This is a genomic window from Millionella massiliensis (assembly GCF_900104655.1).
In the GTDB taxonomy this organism is placed as follows: Bacteria; Bacteroidota; Bacteroidia; order Bacteroidales; family Rikenellaceae; genus Rikenella; species Rikenella massiliensis.
Genome location: NZ_FNWD01000002.1, coordinates 1,220,442 through 1,241,522 on the forward strand (window position 1 = coordinate 1,220,442; position 21,081 = coordinate 1,241,522).

The following is a 21,081-nucleotide window of genomic DNA, read 5'->3' on the forward strand; positions in this document are numbered from 1 at the left end:
ACTATGAGTTACAATACTGACCAACGTACGGTCATGACCCTCGACGCCGGCGGCACGAACTTCGTTTTCGGAGCCATCCGCGGATGCGAAGAGGTCGTCGAACCGATCCACCTTCCCTCGGCCGCCAATAACCTCGAGCTGAGCCTGGCCAACCTCATCAACGGCTTCCACGCCGTCCGCTCGCGCCTCAAAGAGCCCCCCGTGGCCATCAGTTTCGCTTTCCCCGGCCCGGCCGACTACCCCAACGGCATCATCTGGAACATCGGCAACCTCCCGGCCTACAAAGGCGGCGTGGCCGTGGGCCCGATGCTGGCCGCCGAATTCGGCATTCCGGTCTTCATCAACAACGACGGCGACCTCTATGCCTACGGCGAAGCCATCAGCGGCTACCTCCCCTGGGTCAACGCACAGCTCGAAAAAGCCGGCAGCCCGAAACGCTACCACAATCTGGTGGGGCTGACCCTCGGAACCGGATTCGGCGGCGGTATCGTCCGCAATGGCAACCTCTTCCTGGGCGACAACTCGGCTGCCGCCGAAGTGTGGCTGCTCAGCCAACGCTACCACCAGGAACAAAACATCGAAGAGTCGATCAGCATCCGTGCCGTGCGCCGCGTGTACGGCGAACTGACCGGCACCCCCGCTGACCATCTGCCCACTCCCAAGGACATCTACGAAATCGGGATCGGCGCAAAAGAGGGTGACAAGGCTGCAGCCCTCGAATCCTTCCGCCGCATGGGTCAGGCACTGGGCGATGCCCTCTGCAACGTACTGACCATCGTGGACGGTATCGCCGTCATCGGTGGCGGTGTGGCCGGCGCACGCTCGCTGTTCGTACCGGCCATGATGGAAGAGATCCACAGCCACTTTACCGGTGCAACGGGCGCATCGTTCCCGCGTCTGGCCCAAAAGGCCTTCTACCTCGAGGACGAGGCCCAAATGGCCGAATTCCTCCAGGGCGAGGTGAAACAGATCCAAATCCCGCACACCACCGAACGCGTGACCTACGATTCGATGCCTCGCGTCGGGATCGGTTTCTCGCACATCGGCACCAGCAAAGCCATCAGCATCGGCGCCTACGCCTTCGCCCTCAGCGCACTGGACCGTCAGGCCCGATAAGTTCTCATTCCGAATCATTTTTCCAGCCCGCGTTCCCCCTCCGGAGCGCGGGCTTTTTGCAGTCTTAGGGGTTGCAGGTGAAAGGAGAAAGGAGAAAGGAGAAAGGTGAAAGGAGAAAGGTGAAAGGTGAAAGGAGAAAGGAGAAAGGTGGAGGTGGAAACAAGTGACAAGGGAAATGCGACGATAAGAATCCGGAATGAACAATAAACGTTGCCACACCATTTCACTAAACCGTAACCCAATAAAAAAGCGTCTCCCCGGGAAATCGGGAAAACGCTTTTTCCTATAAAGAGTTATTTACGTCTTACCTTTCAAGAGGCACAACATTTATCAGAGGAATCTCTCAGCCGGCCCTCCCCATACACATTCCACCACTTCCCCACCGCTGAACAAGCCAACCCTGCTCACCTCTTAACTACACCCCATCAACCGCTAGATATATTCTGGGGGATCACCCGGGCAACCACCCCTACTCTCGCATAACTCCTCGCACACTACCCTTCGACCACCGCCGCGAACACACCCTTAATCCTTGCCTCCACATCCCTCACGTCCTCACACCCCCACCCACGGACTCACGATCGCAACTTTCCTCATCCCCAACGACCGCCTCCCGAACTCACAATCAGTAGCCCAGAATACGCATCATCGAACGGTAGCTCTGCTCCTTGGCAAACAGACGGGTATAGTATTCGTTGTCGTCCTTATCGCGGTCGATGATAATGTGCTTGGGCGCGGGAATCAGACAGTGCTGAATGCCACCGTAACCGCCCAAAGACTCCTGGTAGGCCCCCGTGTGGAAGAAACCGATGTACTGCGGATCGCCGGGCGTCAGTTTGGGCAGGAAGATCGCATTCTGATGGGCCTCGGCGTTGTAGTAGTCCTCGCTGTCGCAGGTCAACCCGCCGAGGAACACACGCTGGTACTCCTTGTCCCAGTTGTTGATGGGCAGCATCATGAAACGCTGGTTGATACCCCACGTATCGGGCAGGGTGGTCATGAACGAACTGTCGATCATGTACCACAACTCACGGTCGTTCTGCTGTTTCTGGTTGATGATCGAATAGAGCGTTGCGCCGCTTTCACCCACAGTGAACGATCCGAATTCGGTGAATATGTTTGGTTCTTCGATTCCGTTCGTATTGCAATAGTTCTTGATCTGGGCTACGATCTCTTCGGCCATGTACTCGTAGTCGTAGTCGAAAGCGAGCGAGTTTTTGATGGGGAATCCGCCGCCGATGTTGAGCGAATCGAGGTCCGGACACACCTTTTTCAGTTCGCAATAGACGGCCAGACACTTCGAGAGTTCATTCCAGTAGTAGGCCGTATCGCGGATGCCGGTATTGATGAAGAAGTGCAGCATCTTGAGCCGGAACTTCTTGTTGGGCTTGATCTTCTCGAGATAGTAGTTCTTGATTTCGCGGTAGCGAATACCGAGACGCGAGGTGTAGAAGTCAAACTTGGGTTCCTCTTCCGATGCGATTCGGATACCAACGAAGCAGGGTCTTTCGATAGCGGCATCGAGCAGATCGTGTTCTTCCTTGTTGTCGATCACCGGAATCGTATTAATAAACCCGCTGTTAATCAGCCCCGCAATGTTTTCGGCATACTGGGGCCGTTTGTATCCGTTGCATACGATGAAGGTGTCCTTGTCGAGCATTCCTCCGTCATACAGGGCGTTGATGATGTGAATATCGTATGCCGACGAGGTTTCGAGATTGATTTTGTTTTTGAGTGCCTCTTCGAGCACAAAGGAGAAGTGCGAACTTTTGGTACAATAGCAGTAATTGTACGAACCTTTGTAATCGACCTTGGCCATCGCCACATTAAAGAGTTTCTTGGCCCGTTGGATTTGCGAACTGATTTTGGGGAGATACGAGATCTTCAGCGGGGTTCCATACTGCTTGATGATGTCCATCAGGGGCACTTCGTGGAACTGGAGACTGTTATCCACCACCGAGAATTCGTCCTGGGGGAACTCAAAAGTCTGTTCGATAAGGTCGATATACTTATTTTTCATCTACGTCGGATTGGACGGTTTATGGTTAAGTAACTTCACTACATTGGCCCCGGGAGACAAATCCGCACAAGCCGGATTCCTCGAAATTGCCAAATGCGTTACAAAGATGCAATGATTTTTCGGTTTCGCCATCATAGACAGCTATAAATTTGCATCAACATTTTCGAGGCAACACAACCGTTGTTTTAGCAGGATTCTTCGGAAAGATACGCCCTCCAACGCATCATGTTGCGAGCCTTTAAAGATTACCATTCGGAACCACCTTTATTCGAGGCAATACCAATCTGACGGAGTGCCCGAAGGCACCGCCCGCCCGGCGTGAGGGCAGTCCCAGACTGTTCTCCGCGCCAAACAAAAAAAACACGTTGAAAAAAGAGAGAATCGACCGATTTGCAACGCGGTAAATCGATTGATTCTCCGAACGCGTTTTTTCATACTATCCAAAACTGCTCTTCGACTGCCCTGCGCGGGCGGCGTCCGCGTGCTCGCGGCGGAGCAATGAGAAGTAATTACACCCATAGATACCGCCCGTAGCACCGGCATATACCGACAAACTTCTATTCGAGGCAATACCAATCTGACGGAGTGCCCGAAGGCACCGCCCGCCCGGCGTGAGGGCAGTCCCAGACTGTTCTCCGCGCCAAACAAAAAAACACGTTGAAAAAAGAGAGAATCGATCGATTTGCCGCGTTGCAACTCGATCGATTCTCCGAACGCGTTTTTTCATACTATTCAGAACTGTTCTTCGACTGCCCTGCGCGGGCGGCGTCCGCGTGCTCGCGGCGGAGCAATGAGAAGTAATTACGCCCATAGATACCACCATTCACTACCGTAACACTGGCATATCCCGACAAACTTCTATTCGAGGCAATACCAATCTGACGGAGTGCCCGAAGGCACCGCCCGCCCGGCGTGAGGGCAGTCCCGGACTGTTCGCCTCGCCAAACAAAAAATGCGTTAAAAAAAGAGAGAATCGACCGATTTGCAACGCGGCAAATCGATCGATTCTCCCAACGCGTTTTTTTCATACTATTCAGAACTGTTCTTCGACTGCCCTGCGCGGGCGGCGGCCGCGTGCTCGCGGCGGAGCAAAGAGGGAGTATTACGGCCAACTATGTTGTGCGTAAATCTTGAAGGCAAATCTCTCGTGGCTACAGCCACCGTATTCGCAGCAGTGCGATGCGGTTTATTGCCCATGCCTTTTCAAAACCCCGACACATTTCTCCATAAGCCACTCACGGTTCCACCGGGTGCACATCATCCGTCGAACTGACCTTAATCTGTACACTCTCCCGATAAGTCGTCACCACTCCCACCAAATCAACCTTTCCTTCGGGCAGCACATAGTCCGCAAACGTCGCATACGGACTGGTATAGACCTTCACCGAACGACCATAACCGATCGAATAAGTTTGCTCACCACTCCAGGTATGCCGTCCCCCTTGGGTAAAACTACCGTCCACGACCCGCACCAAACGCCCAGCCAACGCCTCCGTCACCTCGGGGATCGTCACCTCCAGCGTATCGATCTCCGGCATCGGCTCTTCGGACCGAAACATCATCTGCCGCAGCACCACATCCGACGAAATATAGTCGATTCCCTTGGGATAGTCCGATTCGGGCACACCGACAGCCAGCATCCCGTCCCACAAGCCGAGCCGCAACCCGTCGAGCCGCACAACGACACGCTCCCCCGGCCGATAAGCCGAATAGGTATCATATGTGCCCGTCAGAACGGCGAGCGACGCGTCGCCCTGCTGAATGACGATCATTTTGTAGAAATTCCCCGCCGAATCGGACGTAGTGACCCGTCCACCGACAACGACCCCCTCCGGCATATCCACCTCGCCCCTCTCGTAATAGCTGCGCACACTGGCCAGCGTGGTATTGGCGTGAGGCGCCGTTTCGTCCGGTTCGGGCAACGCGTCGAAACGATCGTAGCCGCAACCGCCCATGACGAGCAGCAGCGGCGCAAGAAACAGATATTTCAGACGCATTACAACCATAAAGCTAACCAATCGGACAGCGGACAAGATAACGACAAAAGCGAGGACACAACCCCGCATCGAACCGCCCATAGCCATACATGCTCCAGCACTCCTTCTCCCCTCCGACACCATCGACACCGACCGGCGACCACCCGCAGGCGGTTTTATTGATCGAGTTTGAAACGGATACGCAGAATTCCGCTCTGCTCGTCGTAGTCAGTCGAGATGATGCGCAGGTGGCCGATCTCGGAAGTGTTCGTCACATGCTCACCAATACAGGGGCAGCGGTCGTAATCGCCGACGCTGACAATCCGCAACTGCGCATCGGGCCCAGACGCAGCACTCTCCGGCAGGCGCGAGAGGTCGAACTCCGCAGCCGCTTCGGCATAAGGCACCATCCGGAAAGTGACCGGCAGGTGAAGATCGATCTGATTATTGACCACCCGCGTCAGGTCCTCGACCTCTTCGGAGGTCAGATTGCGGCCGATGCTGCGAAAATCGAAATCGACCTTCGACTTTTTACGTTCGAGGTGAGTGGTTACAGCCCGGCCGCAACCGAACATCCGCACCATCGTACCGCCCAAAATATGTTCGGCAGTGTGCATCTCACGCGGATATACTTTTTCGCTCATGAAATCAAAGAGTTTATCAGTGGTTATATTGAATTATTCATAACGGGAAAAAGGCTCAAAAACGTACATCAAGCGTCCTTTCCCCGAATACCGAACGCCTCAACTGCCCAGCCGGCGGTCGTCACTCCACAAGGCAGGGAAGGTCCCCATAGCACACGTTCCGGTCGGGAGGCCCCGACCGGAACGTGTACAGCAGTCAGGCCCGGTGCGGACTAAAACTCACGCACCCCGGCATTCCACAGGAAGAACGACCAGATGTCGGCCTGTTCCTGGATGGTTTTCGAGATCGGTTTGCCCGCACCGTGACCGGCATCGGACTCGACACGCAGCAGAATCGGCTGGTCGCAACCCTGTGCCGCCTGGAGCGTGGCACCGAACTTGAAGGAGTGGGCCGGCACGACACGGTCGTCGTGATCGGCCGTCATGATCAGCGTCGGCGGATAGCAGGTGCCCGGCTTGATGTTATGCAGCGGCGAGTATTTGTAGAGGTACGGAAAATCGGCGGCATTGTCGGCCGAGCCGTACTCCACGACCCACCCCCAACCGATCGTAAAGCGGTGGTACCGCAGCATGTCGAGCACGCCGACCATCGGGAAGGTGGCGCAATAGAGGTCGGGACGCTGCGTCAGGCAGGCCCCCACCAGCAGCCCGCCGTTCGAACCGCCGGCGATGGCCAGTTTTTTCGGCGAGGTATATTTTTCGGCGATCAGGTACTCGGCCGCAGCGATAAAGTCGTCAAAGACATTCTGTTTCTTTTCGAGCATCCCGGCACGGTGCCAGGCCTCGCCATACTCGCCGCCACCGCGGATGTTGGCCAGCGCGTAGATCCCGCCTTGTTCGAGCAGCAGGATGTTCGAGGGCGAGAATCCCGGCGTACGGCTGATGTTGAATCCGCCGTAGGCATAGAGGTAAACCGGGTTGTTGCCATCGCGTTTGAGGCCTTTTTTGTAGACCAGGAACATCGGCACGCGCGTACCGTCTTTCGAAGTGTAGAAGACCTGTTCCACCTCGAAGGCCGAGACGTCGAAGTTGACCTTGGTCTGGCGATAGAGGGTCGAGGTTCCGTCGGCCAGCGAGTAACGGTAGGAGGTCGGCGGCACGTTGAAGCTGCTGAAGCCGTAGAAGACCTCCGTATCGTCCTGCTCGCCGTCAAATCCACTGACGGTACCGATGCCGGGCAGGGTGATTTCGCGCACCAGTTTACCCGAGCGGTCGTACTGGCAGACCCGGCTCGACGCATCCTTCAGATAGCCGGCCATGAGCGACCCGCCGGCCGTGGTGACCCACTGGAGCAGGTTTTCGCTCTGCGGGATGACATCCTCAACCGCGGGCACAGCGGCACGCAGATCGACCGACACCAGCCGGAAGTTCGGAGCCTCGTCGTTGGTCAGCACCAGCGCCCGGTCGTCCCGGCAGTCGACGATGGCGTAGTCGTTGGCAAAGCCCGGGAAGAGCGTTTTGAAACCGGCACCGGGAGCGGTGAGGTCCTTGTAGAGGATTTCGGTGCCGCTGGTTCCCTCGGAAGCGACGATAAAGAGCCACTTGAAGTCGTCGCTCACCTGGCCCGAGAAGTAGCGCAACGGGTGTTCCTTATCTTCATACACCAACTGGTCTTCGGCCTGCGAGGTGCCGAGTTTGTGGAAATAGACCTTCTGGTACTCGTTTTTGGCCGAATAGGCGCTGGCTCCGGGAGCGGGTGCATCGTAACGGCTGTAGTAGAAACCGTCCTTACCCCAGCTGGCCCCGCTGAACTTGACCCACTCGATCTTGTCGGCGAGCTGTTTGCGGGTGGCCACCTCCATCACGAAGATTTCGACCCAGTCCGACCCCGACTTCGAGACCGAATAGGCCGCATAACGATCGTCTTTCGAGAAGGTGACGGTGTTCAGCGCCACGGTCCCGTTCTCGGAGAGGGTGTTGGGGTCGAGGAACACTTCGGGCGTTCCGTCCAGCCCCTTCTGATAGTAGAGTACGCTCTGGTTCTGAAGCCCGTCGTTCTTGTAGAAGAAGTAGTACTCACCCACACGGAACGGGGTGCCCTCCTTCAGATAGTCGTAGAGCTGGGTGAGCCGCTCCTTGATGCGGTCACGGTAGGGAATTTGCGACAGGTAGTCCTGCGTCACTTCGTTCTCGGCCTTGACCCAGGCAGCCGTTTCGGCCGAATTGTCGTCTTCGAGCCAACGGTACGGGTCTTTGACGATCGTACCGTGATAGTCGTCCTGCACGGTGGTGTCCATGCGGGCAACCGGATAGGGTTTCGTCTTGATGGTCATGGTGTTCTGGCAACCGGCGAACGCCGCGGCAAGGGCGGCGACACCGCATAGGGTATAGAATTTCATAGGCAACAAATTTTTCTGCTCTTTTTGGGGCGCAACACTTTCTGGAGCGCAACGCTTGGGGGTACACATTTTTGGGAGTGCAACACTTCCCGTCGTTCCAACTCACGACACCAAGGTCGTTACTGCCAAATTGCCCGAAAGCTTGCCCACACTCGTTTCAGGGCCGATTATCAAGCCTTTTGACCCAAAGCAAGGCGATGTTTCCGTCACGGAAGTCCGCTTTTCGCCAGAAACACAGCCTCTACATCGCAGCAAACACTTTCAGAGGAGTGATATCTATAGACCACATATTTCCTCTCCGTTTTCGCTGGGGTTTCCGGCTTCCATCGCAACAATGTGACGCCCTTTTTCAGAGAGTAAATGTACTATTTTTTTGCGATTCACGGGAGTCGCCGGCCGACATCCTCTCTTTCTGCTCCCCTACCCCACCATCGTCCATCGACCGGAACCTATCAACAACGTTCCGTCTCGGCCGTTGCACCCGCCGCTATCCGGATTACAGGACGAGGGTGAGATTTTTTGCCCCGTGCCGGTTTTTGTATGTATCTTTGTAGAGACGGCTCTTCCCGTCGCCTTCTGCGCGTGCAGTTGGGGCCCGTTCGTTCCCGCCGGATTTCTCGTTCCGGGATTGATCCTCCGCCGATCATCCCGCCTCCGACCGAAGTCCCGACCCGAACGAGACACCACCGCACCGGCAACCCCTATTCACCCAACACCCCACTCCATGAGTTACCTGGCCCGCATCACCCAGACCTGCCCCACTGCCATCGTGCTGCTGGTCGATCAATCCGGCTCGATGGCCGAACCGACCCGATGGAACGGTCGCGACGTCACCAAGTCGCAAGCCGTCGCCACTGCCATCAACACCCTGCTCGCCGAACTGGTCGCCCGATCGCGACGCACCGCCGGCTACCAACACTACTACGACATCGCCGTGGTGGGCTACTCGGCCTCCGAAGTGCGTTCGGCGCTGCCCACCATGGGCGACGAATGGTTTCTGACTCCGGAAGAGTTGGCCGACAACCCCGTCGAGGTGCGCGACGTGCAACGTTTTCGCACCCTGCCCGACGGACGTCAAATCGCCACCGTCATGCGCGAACCGGTGTGGGTACGTCCGGCCGCAGAGTGGAACACCCCGATGGTGGCCGCTCTGGAGAAAGCCCACGAGTTGCTGCACGCATGGTGCGCCCGTCACAAGGGATCCCCCTGCTACCCGCCCACCGTCATCAACATCACGGACGGCGAGGCGACCGACGGCACTCCGGAAAAGGTAGCCGCAGCAGCCGCACGACTCCGTTCACTGGCTACGGCCGACGGCAACCTACTGCTGCTGAACATCCACATCAGCCATTCGGAACATACACCGATTCTCTTCCCCGCCACGGCCGACGAGTTGCCCGAAGATCGTTACGCCCGGCTGCTGTTCGACATATCGAGCCCGATGCCGCCGCTCTACCGCGACGAGATTGCCCGCACGACAGGCCGCCCGATGACCGTTCCGGTGCGCGGCATGGCCTACCACGCCAACGTGACCGACCTGGTCCGCATGATGAACATCGGCACCGCCACATCCGACCTGCTGCTATGACGCTCCACCGCCCCTATCCCTCCATCGGCGACTACATCGAGACAATCGCCAACCCTTCGGGCCGTTTTGCCACCCTCCGCGACCTGCATCCCGTGACCGATCCGACCGGTCTTCCGGTCTATGTCTGCGGTACGGGGCGGGTTACCTTTCGCGTCACGCTGAACGGCCACGCCCACGACCTGACCTGCTTCACCACCCCGGCCGCCCTTCGGAACGCTCACCGCTACGGACAGTTGCTACCCGACGAAGCCTTTGTCTTCGGCGAGGATGGTACCGGCGCCTACTATCCGGTCGCGTTGCGTGCCGTGGAAACACCGGCCGATACCGATTCTTCCTCGATTGAGCCTGAGGACACACCTGCCACAGAGGATTCTTCGACCGACGTACCTATCTCTGACGAACCCGACAGCGCGGGCGAACTATACGAAGGATTGCGGGTAGTGGTCCGCGGTGATCTTTTCGGCTATGCTGATGCGGCAGGACACCTCGTGATCGAAGCACAGTATGTTTGGGCGGGCGACTTCGGCGAAGGCCGGGCCGCCGTGGCTGTCGCCGCACCGGGTGACGAACAGGGAACACTGATGGGCCTTATCAACCAGGAGGGCCGTCAGGTGATCGCTCCGATTTACGATGACCTGTCGTGGGACGGTTCGCGGTTTGCATACGTCGAACGCGACGGTCGTTACGGCTGCCTCGACCGCATGGGACACACGGTCGTTCCGCTGCAATACGATTGGATGGGTGAATTCGACTACGGCTATGCACTGATTCGTCGGGGCGACTGCTGGGGATACGTCAGCGAACAAGGTGAAGAGGTCGCCCCCGGAGCAATATACGCGGATGCCCGCTCGGTCTCGGCCGACGGTACAGCCCAGGTTCTCCCCGCCGGAAGCGACACGTGGGAGACTATCCGCCTGCCCAGAATCAAGAGCTAACCACTTATTCCCCACTATAATCCCCTCTATCGGATTCCCGCAGCGGAGCTGCAATTGATTTGCGGTGACAGCTGACAGACATAAAGTGTACGGCACAGCCCCGGTTCGAGGTAATACCACTCTGCCGGGGTGGCCGAAGCCACCGCCCGCCCGGCGTGAGGGCAGTCCCGTACTGGTTCATTGGCAGATGATAGAATATATGATACACAATCTATTCCAACGAATAGATTGTGTGTCGATCAAAAAAAACGTTCATCGACTGCCCTGCGCGGGCGGCGTCCGCGTGCTCGCGGCGGAGCGTGCGATACTCCGTATCGCTTACGTTGTTAGAAATCTCTCTGTCGGAGTGCCCGGAGGCACCGTACTCGCGGTGGAGCGTGCGATACTGCGTATCGCTTACGTCGTTAGAAACCCCTCTGACGGAGTGCCCGGAGGCACCGTGCTCGCGGCGGAGCGTGCGATACTACGTATCGCTTATTTCGTTAGAGACCTCTCTGACGGAGTGCCCGGAGGCACCGTGCTCGCGGCGGAGCAGGCGATACTGCGTATCGCTTATGTTGTTAGAAACCCCTCTGTCGGAGTGCCCGGAGACACCGTGCTCGCGGCGGAAGCAAGGATTTAGTAACTTTACACCCCGAAACCCCATATGATTACTAACCCTAAACCCTATTCACCCATGACACCCAGTACGATCGGTGCCGCCACGTCCCAGCAACAGCCGACAGCCCCGGAGACCCGTAAACCCCGGGACCCAAACCCCAACCACCGCATCGAAGTGGTCGACGCCCTGCGAGGCATTGCCCTGTTTGCGATCGTCATCCTGCACTGTTTCGAACACTACAACCTGTACCACATTCCCGAGAACTATCCGCAGTGGCTCACCGCACTCGACCGCGGCGTGTGGGACACCACCTGGTTTCTGATGGCCGGCAAAGCCTTCTCGACCTTCTCGCTGCTGTTCGGACTCAGCTTCTACATCCAGCTCCGAAACGCCGAACGACGCGGACTCCACTTCCGCGGACGGTTCGTCTGGCGGATGCTCCTGCTGGTACTCTTTTCGCAGTTCCACTCCCTGTTCTACAACGGTGACATCCTGTTGCTTTATGCCGTGATGGGGCTTTTCCTGGTGGCCGTGTCGCGTCTCTCGACCCGCGCCATGCTCATCCTGGCCGGCGTGATGATCCTCCAGCCCGTGGAGTGGATCCGGATGCTCTGTGCCCTGGGCGACATTCCCCTGCCCGAGTACGGAAACCACTGGATGGAGTATGCCCGGCTGGCCAAACCTGTCATGGAGTCCGGCAGCCTGACCGAAGTGGTGGGCTCGAACATCACCTACGGACAGCTCTACGGTAACCTGTGGCAGATCGAAAACGGACGCATATTCCAGATCGGCGGACTCTTCCTGTTCGGGACGGCGGCCGGGCGGCTCGACCTATTCTCCGACACCCCGCGCTCCATCGCCCTGTGGAAAAAGATTACCCTTTACGCCGCGTTGCTCTTCGTGCCCGTCAATCTGCTGCGCATGGTGGTGCCCGACATGGTGCAGGGCGACCCCCGGTTGCTGATGCCGGTGGAGATTGCGCTGCCCTCGATCACCAACTTCCTGATGATGTGTTTCCTGGTGGGCTGTTTCGTACTGCTGTGGTACGACCGCGGGAAAGGGTACCGATTCCAGCGCCTTTTCATCCCCTTCGGTCGGATGAGCCTGACCAATTATATTGCTCAGTCCATTATCGGCGTGACGCTCTTCTACGGTTTCGGCCTGGGGCTGTACCGCACCACCGGCGCAACGGCCTGTCTGCTCATAGCCGTGGGAATTTTCGCCCTGTTGTGGGGTTTCAGCCGGTGGTGGTTATCGCGTCACCGTCAGGGGCCGCTGGAGTGGATTTGGAAACGCCTCACGTGGATAGGGGTTCCTTCGCAACGGAGAGCAGACTCAACCGCCGCGAAGCAGTGATTTGTTAGCCGCAACAGCCGACAGACCTAAAGTGTACGGCACGGCCCCGATTGGAGGTAATACCCCTCTGACGGGGTGCCCGAAGGCACCGCCCGCCCGGCGTGAGGGCAGTTCCGAACTGGTTCATTGGTAGATGATGAAATGTATTTGATACACAATCTATTCGCCGGAATAGATTGTGTATCGATCATAACAACCGTTCATCGACTGCGCTGCCGCGCGGGCCCCGCGTGCTCGCGGTGGAGCAGGCGATACTGCGTATCGCTTACGTCGTTAGAAACCCCTCTGACGGGGTGCCCGAAGGCACCGCCCGCCCGGCGTGAGGGCAGTCCCGTACTGGTTCATTGGTAGATGATGAAATGTGTCTGATACACAATCTATTCGCCGAAATAGATTGTGTATCGATCATAACAACCGTTCATCGACTGCGCTGCCGCGCGGGCCCCGCGTGCTCGCGGTGGAGCAGGCGATACTGCGTATCGCTTACGTCGTTAGAAACCCCTCTGTCGGAGTGCCCGAAGGCACCGCCTGCCCGGCGTGAGGGCAGTTCCGTACTGGTTCATTGGTGGATGATGAAATGTATCTGATACACAATCTATTCGCCGGAATAGATTGTGTATCGATCATAACAACCATTCATCGACTGCCCTGCGCGGGCGGCGTCCGCGTGCTCGCGGTAGAGCAGGCGATACTCCGTATCGCTTACGCCGTTAGAAACTCCTCTGACGGGGTGCCCGAAGCCACCGTGCTCGCGGCGGAACAATGGATTGTTAGCGGCGCCGGTGCAACGAAAACAAACGCGCGTCACCCGATAATACAAATAGCAACTCATGGAACAACACGAAACCGAAGAACAGATCCCGCATCGGGTCTTTGTGGTGGCCGGCAGCGAACCGCTCGGCTCGGCCGGTATGCAGGCCGACATCAAGGCCATCGCCGCCTGTGGCGGTTACGCGGCCGCGGCGCTGACCTGCGTGGTGAACGAAGATACACGCCACGTCCGGGAAGTCTTCCCGATCCCCGAGACACTGGTGGTGGGTCAGATCCGCTCCTTCATGGAGGACGTGGGGGCCGACTGCCTCAAAACCGGGATGCTCTATTCGGCCACTCTGGTGGAGAGCGTGGCGACCGTGCTGCGCAGCTACCCGACCGTACCGCTGGTGGTCGATCCGGTGATGGTCAGCTCCGGAGGCGACCCGCTGCTCGAGGCCGACGCCGTGCGTTGCTACCGGGAGCACCTCGTGCCGCGTGCCACGGTCATCACCCCCAACCGCCGCGAAGCCGAACTGCTGCTGGGGCACGAACTGAGCCCCGACGCCTGGCGCGACGAGCTGCGGGAGCTGAGCCGGGACGGTGCCACGGCCGTAGTGGTCAAGTCGGCCATCGTCGATCAGGGCCAGCGCACCGACTGGTTCTACGACCCGCAGAGCGACCTGTTCCGCGAGTTCCGCAAGCCCGACGTGCCGACACGGAACGTCAACGGTTCGGGCGACATGTTCGCCTCGGCCATCGCCACCTACCTGGCCCGCGGCTGGCGGCTGGCGGATGCCGTGGCACGGGCCGAGAAATTTATCCACGAAGCCCTGCTACAGGCCGTACCGTACCGCTTCGGGTCGGGTTACGGTCCCGTGCAGCCCTTCGGCAGTCAGCGCATCGCCACGCAGAAGGAGAACCTCCGCTACCGAATGCTGCGTCAGCTCCGGGAACAGACGCCCCAGCGGCGCAAGAGTGCCTCGGAAGCCGTCCTGCGCCACCTGGCCGAGGACGAGCGTTTTCGCGCGGCACGGGTCATCCTGCTCTACCACTCGCTACCCTCGGAGGTCGACACCCGCGGACTGATCGAACGGCTGGCAGCCGAAGGTCGGGAGGTGCTGCTACCCGTGAGCCTGCCCGAGGGGCTGCGCCTCAAACGCTACGACCCCGCCCGGGGCTGGACCCAGGGGGCATTGAACATCATGGAACCGGTGGGCGACTATTTCGACGACTACGACCGCATCGAGCTGGTTGTGGTTCCCGGCGTGGCCTTCGACCGGTCGGGGTTCCGGCTGGGGCGCGGCAAGGGATACTACGACCGGCTGCTGGCCTCGCTGCCCGAGGTCTGCCGGATTGGCATCTGTTTTGATTTCCAGCTGGTCGACCGGGTCCCGACCGACGACCACGACGCCCGTATGGACCGCGTGGTCACCGACCGCGGGTAGCGCCATCTTCGCTCCGCGTCCTCTTCCTCCTCCCCGTTCCCCCGTCTCCTGTTTCGGGTTCCGGCCATCTCCCCGCCACTTCTCCGGTCAGATCGGATTCCGTCCGGCCGGCCGGACGGTCGGTCGGGGGGCGTTTCGCATCGGTTTTCAACCGGTCTCCATTCAGATTTCCGGCCCCCGTTTTAAGTCTCTTCCGGGCCGTTCCATTCACGCTCCGGCCGGGGAACCCTCCCGCGCGGGGCGTTCATCCTACCCGAAGGGCCCATCCGCCCCTTCTGGTTTGTCGTTATCGGCACTCCCGACACGGTTCTCCGGATTGTTTTTCGCCCGAGGCGGTTCCCTCGGGGGACGGGGAGTGTCCCGGGTGTCAGGCGAGGGAACCTCTCACCCCCCGCCCCGCGCCGTTCTCCCCGCCGACCGAAGGAGCGGCTATTCGTTCCGGTTCTGTCCGCCGAACTCGCCCAGCGAATCGGCCGGTATGTTGCCCGGATCCGATTGGTCGCGTCCGGAGGGCATCAGCAGCCGTTTGTAGGTCATGTCGATACCGAAGGCCCCGAGCGGCGCGGTGATCAGGATGGCCAGGACGGCCACCGTCAGGACAATTTTGCCGCAGGGGAGTCCCATGGCCAGCGGGAGCGACCCAATGGCCGCCTGAACCGTAGCTTTGGGCAGGTAGGCGATCATGCAGAAGAGCCGTTCGCGCAGCGTGAGGTCGGTGTGTATCATGCAGACGAAGACGCCCACCATGCGGAAGAGCAGCACGATGAAGATGACCCCGACGGCAGCCAGTCCGGCGGCGAGGGCGAACTTGATGTCGACCGTTGCGCCCACCAGCACGAAGAGCAGGATTTCGGCGGCCACCCAGAGTTTGGAGTATTTCGGCGAGATGCGTTTGGCCAGCAGAGGGTATGTTTTCAGGAGGGTGGCGCCCATGGCCATGACGGCGAGCAGTCCGGAGATCGGAACGATGCCCTTGAGCCACCCTTCGAGACCGAGAAACAGGAAGGCCAGGCTCATCATGATCAGCACCTTGATGGAGTCACGCATGTGGAAGCGTCGGAAGTAGCGCGACAGGAGCCATCCCACGCCGATGCCGAGCGCCAGTCCGGTGACGATCGAGACGGGGATCTGCACGAAGCTGGCGGCCGAGACTTCGCCGCCGAGCGAGAGGGTGGTGAAGGCCGTGAAGAGGACGATGACAAAGACGTCGTCGACCGATCCGCCGGCCATAATCATCTGCGGGATGCTTTTGCGCGTACCGATCTGGTTTTCCATCAGGTAGAGCATCTTGGGGACGATGATGGCGGGCGAGACGGCCGCCACGACGGTTCCCATCACGGCGGCGTCGAGCAGCGAGATGTCGAGCAGGGCGGGTGCCACGAGCATCATGCCGGCGATCTCGAAGCAGGCCGGGACGAAGCACATCAGCAGGGCGGGACGTCCGACCCGTTTGAGGTCGTTGATGTCGAGGGCCAGGCCGGCGCGCATCAGGATGATGACCAGCGCGATCTGCCGCAGTTCGACCGACACCGACAGCAGCGAGGGCGAGAGGGCGTTGAGCGCATAGGGGCCGAGGATGATCCCCGAGATGAGCATCCCGAGCAGGGCGGGCAGCCGCAGCCGGTTGAAGATGTAGCCCATCGACAGGCCCAGCAGGAAAATGTAGGCAAAGCTGACTAACATGGTATTGGATTTAGTGTGTAGTGAATGAATCGGGTCGGACGGAGCGTCGGCGGGCAGAGGTTCGGGCCCTGCGGTCGGAATCCGGGCAGACACGACGCGACGCCCCGCAGTGCGAGTCTGCGGAGTGGTGAGGGTTGCGAGGTCTGCGTGGTGAAGTGTGTGGAGTTGTTAACCGCCATAATGCCTGCCGACAATAGTTCCGTGTGACTATTTATCTTCCGCAGGTATCATCAGCACATCCCGATCGGGCGGCGGTTCGAGGCAGATACCATTGCCTGTGTGCGTTGCGGCAAAGGTACGTTTTTGGTTCGAAAAAACAAAAGGATCTTTGGTTAGGGCAAATTGCCCCAAAACGCTTTCGCCAATAGAATTTGTTTAGTCAATTATCACCCTCATAATCAGCTCAATATAATTACACATGCAAACAAATCGAAAAAACCGTAATTTATAACGGTATGATTGGTTGCTGGTAATGTATTCTGCCGTCATCACTGACGGAGCGTACTTCAGCATATCCAACAGAGACATTGGGTCCTTTGATCGCAGCGGCTACCGTTTTCAAATAATCAATATTAGGGGTAACCGGGATGAGTTGATATAACTCTTTCCCTGCACGTGTAAGCACATTGGCGGGCAAAAAAACTTCTTTTACTCCAGGGTCTAGGGTTATCGACAATAGCTGTTTGTTTTGATATAAAATTACACTTGTGGACTTTTTATCGGGCAATGATTTAAATGATTGTCCCACAAATGTTCCCGCCTGTAAGAGCCCAATTTCCGTCAAATTTGCTATATCTGAATATGAAATTCCAAATTCGGGCAAACCGCCTCCACGACCTTCTAAAATGAAGTATCCATTTCTGTATAATACAAACTGCGCAACTTTAACAAAGGTTTCTGCCTCCTCCTTCGTGATGTTACGCAACAACTCGAGGGTCCGCAGAGTATATGATCCTGGGGGATTTCACCTCGCCGGCAAGGATCTGGCCCCACAGTTTTTTCATATCTTCATCCGAAATATCTTGCACAATATCAAAGAATCTTGTTGTCCAGTCTGGATGGACCGGTACGTCGGATACGGTCGGTTGGGATTCAAGCGTTTTTGCTGCAATTTCAACCACGTCATCAATATTGTCTTGGCGTTTTTTTTCCTTAGCGATGAGCCTATCATTGATTCTATCCCATGTCTCCGTCTCTATTATTTTTCCTTCAGCTTGGGCTTTATTCTTGGCTCGTTCTATTGTTTGGATTGCATATGCTTTGGCATCAGCCTCCTTTCGTATACGGCGGGGACGATACAATACGCTCAATCCTGCACTGATTACTTCGATCAGTTTTTCTATAGGTTTGCTATCAATCTTAATTAAACTGTCCATTGGGTGTCTGAAGCCGGGGGAATAACGGCATAATACAAAGATGCAAAGAATCGGGAAATATTAATAATTATCATTCCCATACATAATAAAGTGGAATATATATACTGTTTGGCGATCTTGGGAGTTGTCGCTTATTGTTCCTTTTTTCCCGGCATTTGAATTGCCCGTGCAAAACGATCCCGGCGGCGAACCGCCTCAGGAGAGTGCCTGTGCGGCCCGTCGCCGGGGATATGGAGCATCAAACGGGGGACGTGAACGGAGCGGGTTACGGCCGCGGGATCACGTCAAAACAGTAGCTGCCCGAGCCGAGCCGGGCCACGGTGCGGTTTTCTTCGCGACGCACCTCCGTGACCCCCTCCACGCGCTCCAGCGGACAACCCGCTTCGGAGATCGAGTCGGGCGAGGCCTGACGGAACCACACCTCGGCCGTGGAGTTGGCCGGCACCTCGAACTGCAGCTGCAGGGTGCCGTCGGCCCGACGCGTCCAGCCGCTGCGGATCGTGCCATAGGGGCTTCGGGTCGTGGCCTGCACCGTGTCCAGCGGCAGGTCGTAGGCCGGACACAGCCGGAAATGCTTCATGCCCGCCACGTCGGTCGAGGCGGGACTGATCCCCGCCACACCCTGGTAGAACCACCCGTCGAGCGACGTGAAGACCGAGTGGATGTGCGAATAGTAGCCGTTCCACTGCTCCCACCAGGTCGTGGCCCCCTGGGAGAGCATGTAGCCCCAGCCGGGATAGTTCGTGTGGTTCACAAGACGGTATATCAGGTCGTTGCGGTCGTTCTCCTGCAGGAAGTTCAGCAGGAAGTAGGTCCCCAGCATTCCGGTCTGGAACGTGCCGCGGCTGTCGATGTTCGCCTCGAGCCGCTGCCAGATCGCGTCGCGCAGCGTGTCGGGAACCACGCCGGCCATCAGCGGCATCAGCAGGTAGGGCTGTTCGTCGCTGACGTAGCAGCCCCGTTCGGGATCGTAGTAGGCGGCGTGGACCCGTTCGCGCAGCCGGTCGATCTTCCGGGCGCAGGCCGCAGCCTCGTCGTCCAGACCGAGCGCCTCGGCCGAGCGGCGCTGCAGGTCCCACAGGTAGATGATGTAGCAGTTGTTGAACAGGGCGGCCATGGTGGTGTCGGGCCAGTTGTTGGTGTCCATGCCGCGCCCCGGGGCCAGCCAGTCGCCGATCGAGTTCCACTCGCCCGGCTCCGACCGGTAGACCTCGTCGACGCTCAGCGTCTCGAGGTATTTCAGGTAGGCGTACATGGCCGGATAGGTCTCCTCGAGCAGCGTGCGGTCGCCGTAGTAGAGGTAGTTTCGCCAGGCCGCCGAGGCCACCAGACCGGCCCACGCCGGACCGCCCCCACCGCTGGCATTCGGGGCCACGTGGGGCATGTGGCCGGTCTTCGGGTTCTGCCGCAGGGTCCAGTCCTTCACGAACTTGCGGTAGAACGAGGGCATGTGGTAGTTCATCACCGAGCTTTCGATGGAGACCTGCCCGTCGCCGTAGCCGAGACGCTCGCGCTGCGGACAGTCGACGTAGAAGCCGCCCTGGTTCAGACACCGCATCGTCCAGTCGTTCACGCGGTGCATCTCCGTCAGCAGCTCGTTCGAACACTCGAAGCTGCCCACGCGCTGCAGGTCGCTCTCGACCAGTGCCGCTTCGGCCCGTACGGGGGCCTCGCTCAGCCCCTCGACCACGATGTACTGGAAGCCCAGCGGGTTGAATTTCGACTCGATGTACTCGCCGCCCTGCTCGGCACCGGAGGCCACGTAGAGGCTGCGCTGGTTGTAGGTGGGATAACGGTAGGGCTTTCCGTCGCGGGTGTATCGCAGGCCCATGGTCGCCACCCGTCCGGCCGGGGTCTCGACGGCCTCCTCGCCGCTCCAGCGGGTGTCGGCAAAGTGGAGCACCACCGTGTCGCCGGCCTTCAGGGGCGGAAAGTAGACGCGATAGTTGCCCGTCAGGGCACGCGCAAAGGCGATTTCGTAGCTGCCGTCATCGAGCCGGGTGATGCTCCGGGCGGGTTCGAACTCCTGCTGCCGGTTCAGCTCGCAGGGCTGTGCCACCAGCCGGGGCGAGGGGCTCGCGACGGTTTCGGCGTGGTCCCACGCGGTGTCGTCCAGTCCGCAGGCGTTCCACTCGGCCAGGGCGCGGCGCGCATCCTGACACTCGCCGCCGAAGTTGCCCCACGACCAGGTGCCGATGGTGGCGTAGTGGCTCTCGCGGGCACGCCACGTGGAGTCGGTCTGAAGGCTCACCACGCTGCCGTCGGCCTGCGGCACGTCGCACCGGAAGGCCACCGGAATGGGGGCCGTGCCGCTCCAGCCGCGTCCCACCCACAGGGCCACGGTGTTCGGGCCGGCCTGCAGCAGGGGCCGGATGTCGTAGCTCACGTAGAAGGTGCGCCGGTCGCGTCCCGACACCGAGGGCGAGAGCAGGTCGCTGCCGACCTTCTGCCCGTTGACGTAGAGTTCGTAGTAACCGGGTGTGGCGACTTCGGCGTAGAGCGGCCCGTCGGGCAGCTCGCCGAGGGTGTAGCTCCGGCGGAACCAGACGGAGGCGACGTGGTCGGGCCGATCGGTTGCGGGGCGGTATCCGATCCAGCTGAAGGTGGGGTTCGGGGCCACTTGCCGCCACATGGCGGGCTCGCTCCAGGGCGACTCGTCACCCTCCTGGTCCCACACTTTCACTTTCCAGTAGTAGCAGCGTCCGGGCAGCAGCGAGTCGCCGCCGTAGGCCACGTGGACCGATTCGTCGGAGCCGACCTGTCCGGAGTCCCAGACGTTTCCCTCGTCGCGGTCGAGCAGTTCGGGTCGGTCGGCCACCAGGATACGATAGGCGCTCTGTGACGAGGCACGTTGTCGGGCGAGCAGGTTCCAGCCCAGCGCGGGGCGTTGTGTTTCGACGGCCGGCGGATCGGTTCGGTACTCGCAGCTGAGCTCACCGACCTGCAGATCGGGCGTGCATCCCGCCAGCAGCAGACCGCACAGCGGGAGGAGGGGTTTCCAGCATTTCATGGCAGAGGTGGGTTTGGTTTTGGGTAATATATGGGCAGGGGAGCTTCTCAATCGATTGCACAACTGCAAATATACCCATAATTATTCCGTTTTGCACGGGTATATTCGCCTCAATAGATGTCGTACTTCTGGAGAATTGAATATCTCTTGATGTGGCTGAAAATAAAAATCGGCTCCTGATAGAGCCGATGATACAAAAAGCAGGTGTTGAGTCCGGGAAATATGAGGTACGTCAATTG

13 protein-coding genes and 1 riboswitch are annotated in these 21,081 nt (G+C 58.9%); of the genes, 5 read left to right on the forward strand and 8 right to left on the reverse strand.

Going from position 1 to position 21,081, the window contains the following annotated elements; all coding sequences use genetic code 11:
- Positions 1–3: 3 nt before the first annotated feature.
- Positions 4–1,116, forward strand: a complete 1,113-nt coding sequence (locus BQ5379_RS04835) for an ROK family protein (protein ID WP_071134391.1) — start codon at positions 4–6, stop codon at positions 1,114–1,116.
- 625 nt (positions 1,117–1,741) lie between these two features.
- On the opposite strand, the gene BQ5379_RS04840 is transcribed toward BQ5379_RS04835, so the two are convergent.
- From BQ5379_RS04840 to BQ5379_RS04855, 4 genes are all read right to left on the reverse strand, one after another.
- The gene (locus BQ5379_RS04840; RefSeq protein WP_071134392.1) at positions 1,742–3,136 is read right to left on the reverse strand and encodes a type III PLP-dependent enzyme domain-containing protein; all 1,395 of its coding nucleotides are present in this window, start codon (positions 3,134–3,136) and stop codon (positions 1,742–1,744) included.
- A 1,235-nt stretch (positions 3,137–4,371) separates the two neighbouring features.
- On the reverse strand, positions 4,372–5,133 hold the full coding sequence (locus tag BQ5379_RS04845) for a DUF5689 domain-containing protein (RefSeq protein WP_143039389.1): 762 nt from the start codon (positions 5,131–5,133) through the stop codon (positions 4,372–4,374).
- Positions 5,134–5,288: 155 nt separating this feature from the next.
- Positions 5,289–5,756 carry an alanyl-tRNA editing protein gene (locus tag BQ5379_RS04850; protein ID WP_071134394.1) on the reverse strand — a complete coding sequence of 156 codons (468 nt, stop codon included), beginning with the start codon at positions 5,754–5,756 and terminating at the stop codon, positions 5,289–5,291.
- 212 nt (positions 5,757–5,968) lie between these two features.
- A complete protein-coding gene (locus BQ5379_RS04855) occupies positions 5,969–8,095 on the reverse strand; it encodes a prolyl oligopeptidase family serine peptidase (protein ID WP_071134395.1) in 2,127 nt (708 codons plus the stop codon).
- Positions 8,096–8,819: 724 nt separating this feature from the next.
- Between BQ5379_RS04855 and BQ5379_RS11215 the strand changes: the two genes are divergently transcribed.
- The 4 genes from BQ5379_RS11215 (at position 8,820) to thiD (ending at position 14,773) form a co-directional block, all read left to right on the forward strand.
- A complete protein-coding gene (locus tag BQ5379_RS11215; protein ID WP_071134396.1) occupies positions 8,820–9,683 on the forward strand; it encodes a vWA domain-containing protein in 864 nt (287 codons plus the stop codon).
- Positions 9,680–10,618: a WG repeat-containing protein gene (locus BQ5379_RS11220; protein ID WP_071134397.1), complete on the forward strand. Its 939-nt coding sequence runs from the start codon at positions 9,680–9,682 to the stop codon at positions 10,616–10,618. Before BQ5379_RS11215 ends, BQ5379_RS11220 begins: the two co-directional genes overlap by 4 nt.
- 676 nt (positions 10,619–11,294) lie before the next feature.
- On the forward strand, positions 11,295–12,575 hold the full coding sequence (locus tag BQ5379_RS04875) for a DUF418 domain-containing protein (RefSeq protein ID WP_083377592.1): 1,281 nt from the start codon (positions 11,295–11,297) through the stop codon (positions 12,573–12,575).
- An 830-nt stretch (positions 12,576–13,405) separates the two neighbouring features.
- Positions 13,406–14,773 (forward strand): bifunctional hydroxymethylpyrimidine kinase/phosphomethylpyrimidine kinase, encoded by a 1,368-nt coding sequence (thiD, locus tag BQ5379_RS11320; RefSeq protein WP_071134399.1) that lies wholly within the window; start codon positions 13,406–13,408, stop codon positions 14,771–14,773.
- A gap of 429 nt (positions 14,774–15,202) precedes the next feature.
- On the opposite strand, the gene BQ5379_RS04885 is transcribed toward thiD, so the two are convergent.
- The 4 genes from BQ5379_RS04885 to BQ5379_RS04895 all read right to left on the reverse strand — a co-directional run bounded on the left by BQ5379_RS04885 (position 15,203) and on the right by BQ5379_RS04895 (position 20,842).
- On the reverse strand, positions 15,203–16,456 hold the full coding sequence (locus tag BQ5379_RS04885; RefSeq protein WP_071134400.1) for a cation:proton antiporter: 1,254 nt from the start codon (positions 16,454–16,456) through the stop codon (positions 15,203–15,205).
- A gap of 214 nt (positions 16,457–16,670) precedes the next feature.
- A riboswitch (Fluoride riboswitch) is annotated at positions 16,671–16,741 on the reverse strand.
- Between the two features lie 160 nt (positions 16,742–16,901).
- Complete coding sequence (locus BQ5379_RS11000; protein ID WP_159431215.1) at positions 16,902–17,384, reverse strand: DUF2806 domain-containing protein; 483 nt, start codon at positions 17,382–17,384, stop codon at positions 16,902–16,904.
- Positions 17,374–17,832, reverse strand: coding sequence for a DUF2806 domain-containing protein (locus BQ5379_RS04890; RefSeq protein ID WP_071134401.1), 459 nt, complete (start codon positions 17,830–17,832; stop codon positions 17,374–17,376). The genes BQ5379_RS11000 and BQ5379_RS04890 overlap by 11 nt, the downstream gene beginning before the upstream one ends.
- A 265-nt stretch (positions 17,833–18,097) precedes the next feature.
- On the reverse strand, positions 18,098–20,842 hold the full coding sequence (locus BQ5379_RS04895; protein WP_071134402.1) for a family 78 glycoside hydrolase catalytic domain: 2,745 nt from the start codon (positions 20,840–20,842) through the stop codon (positions 18,098–18,100).
- Positions 20,843–21,081: the final 239 nt, after the last annotated feature.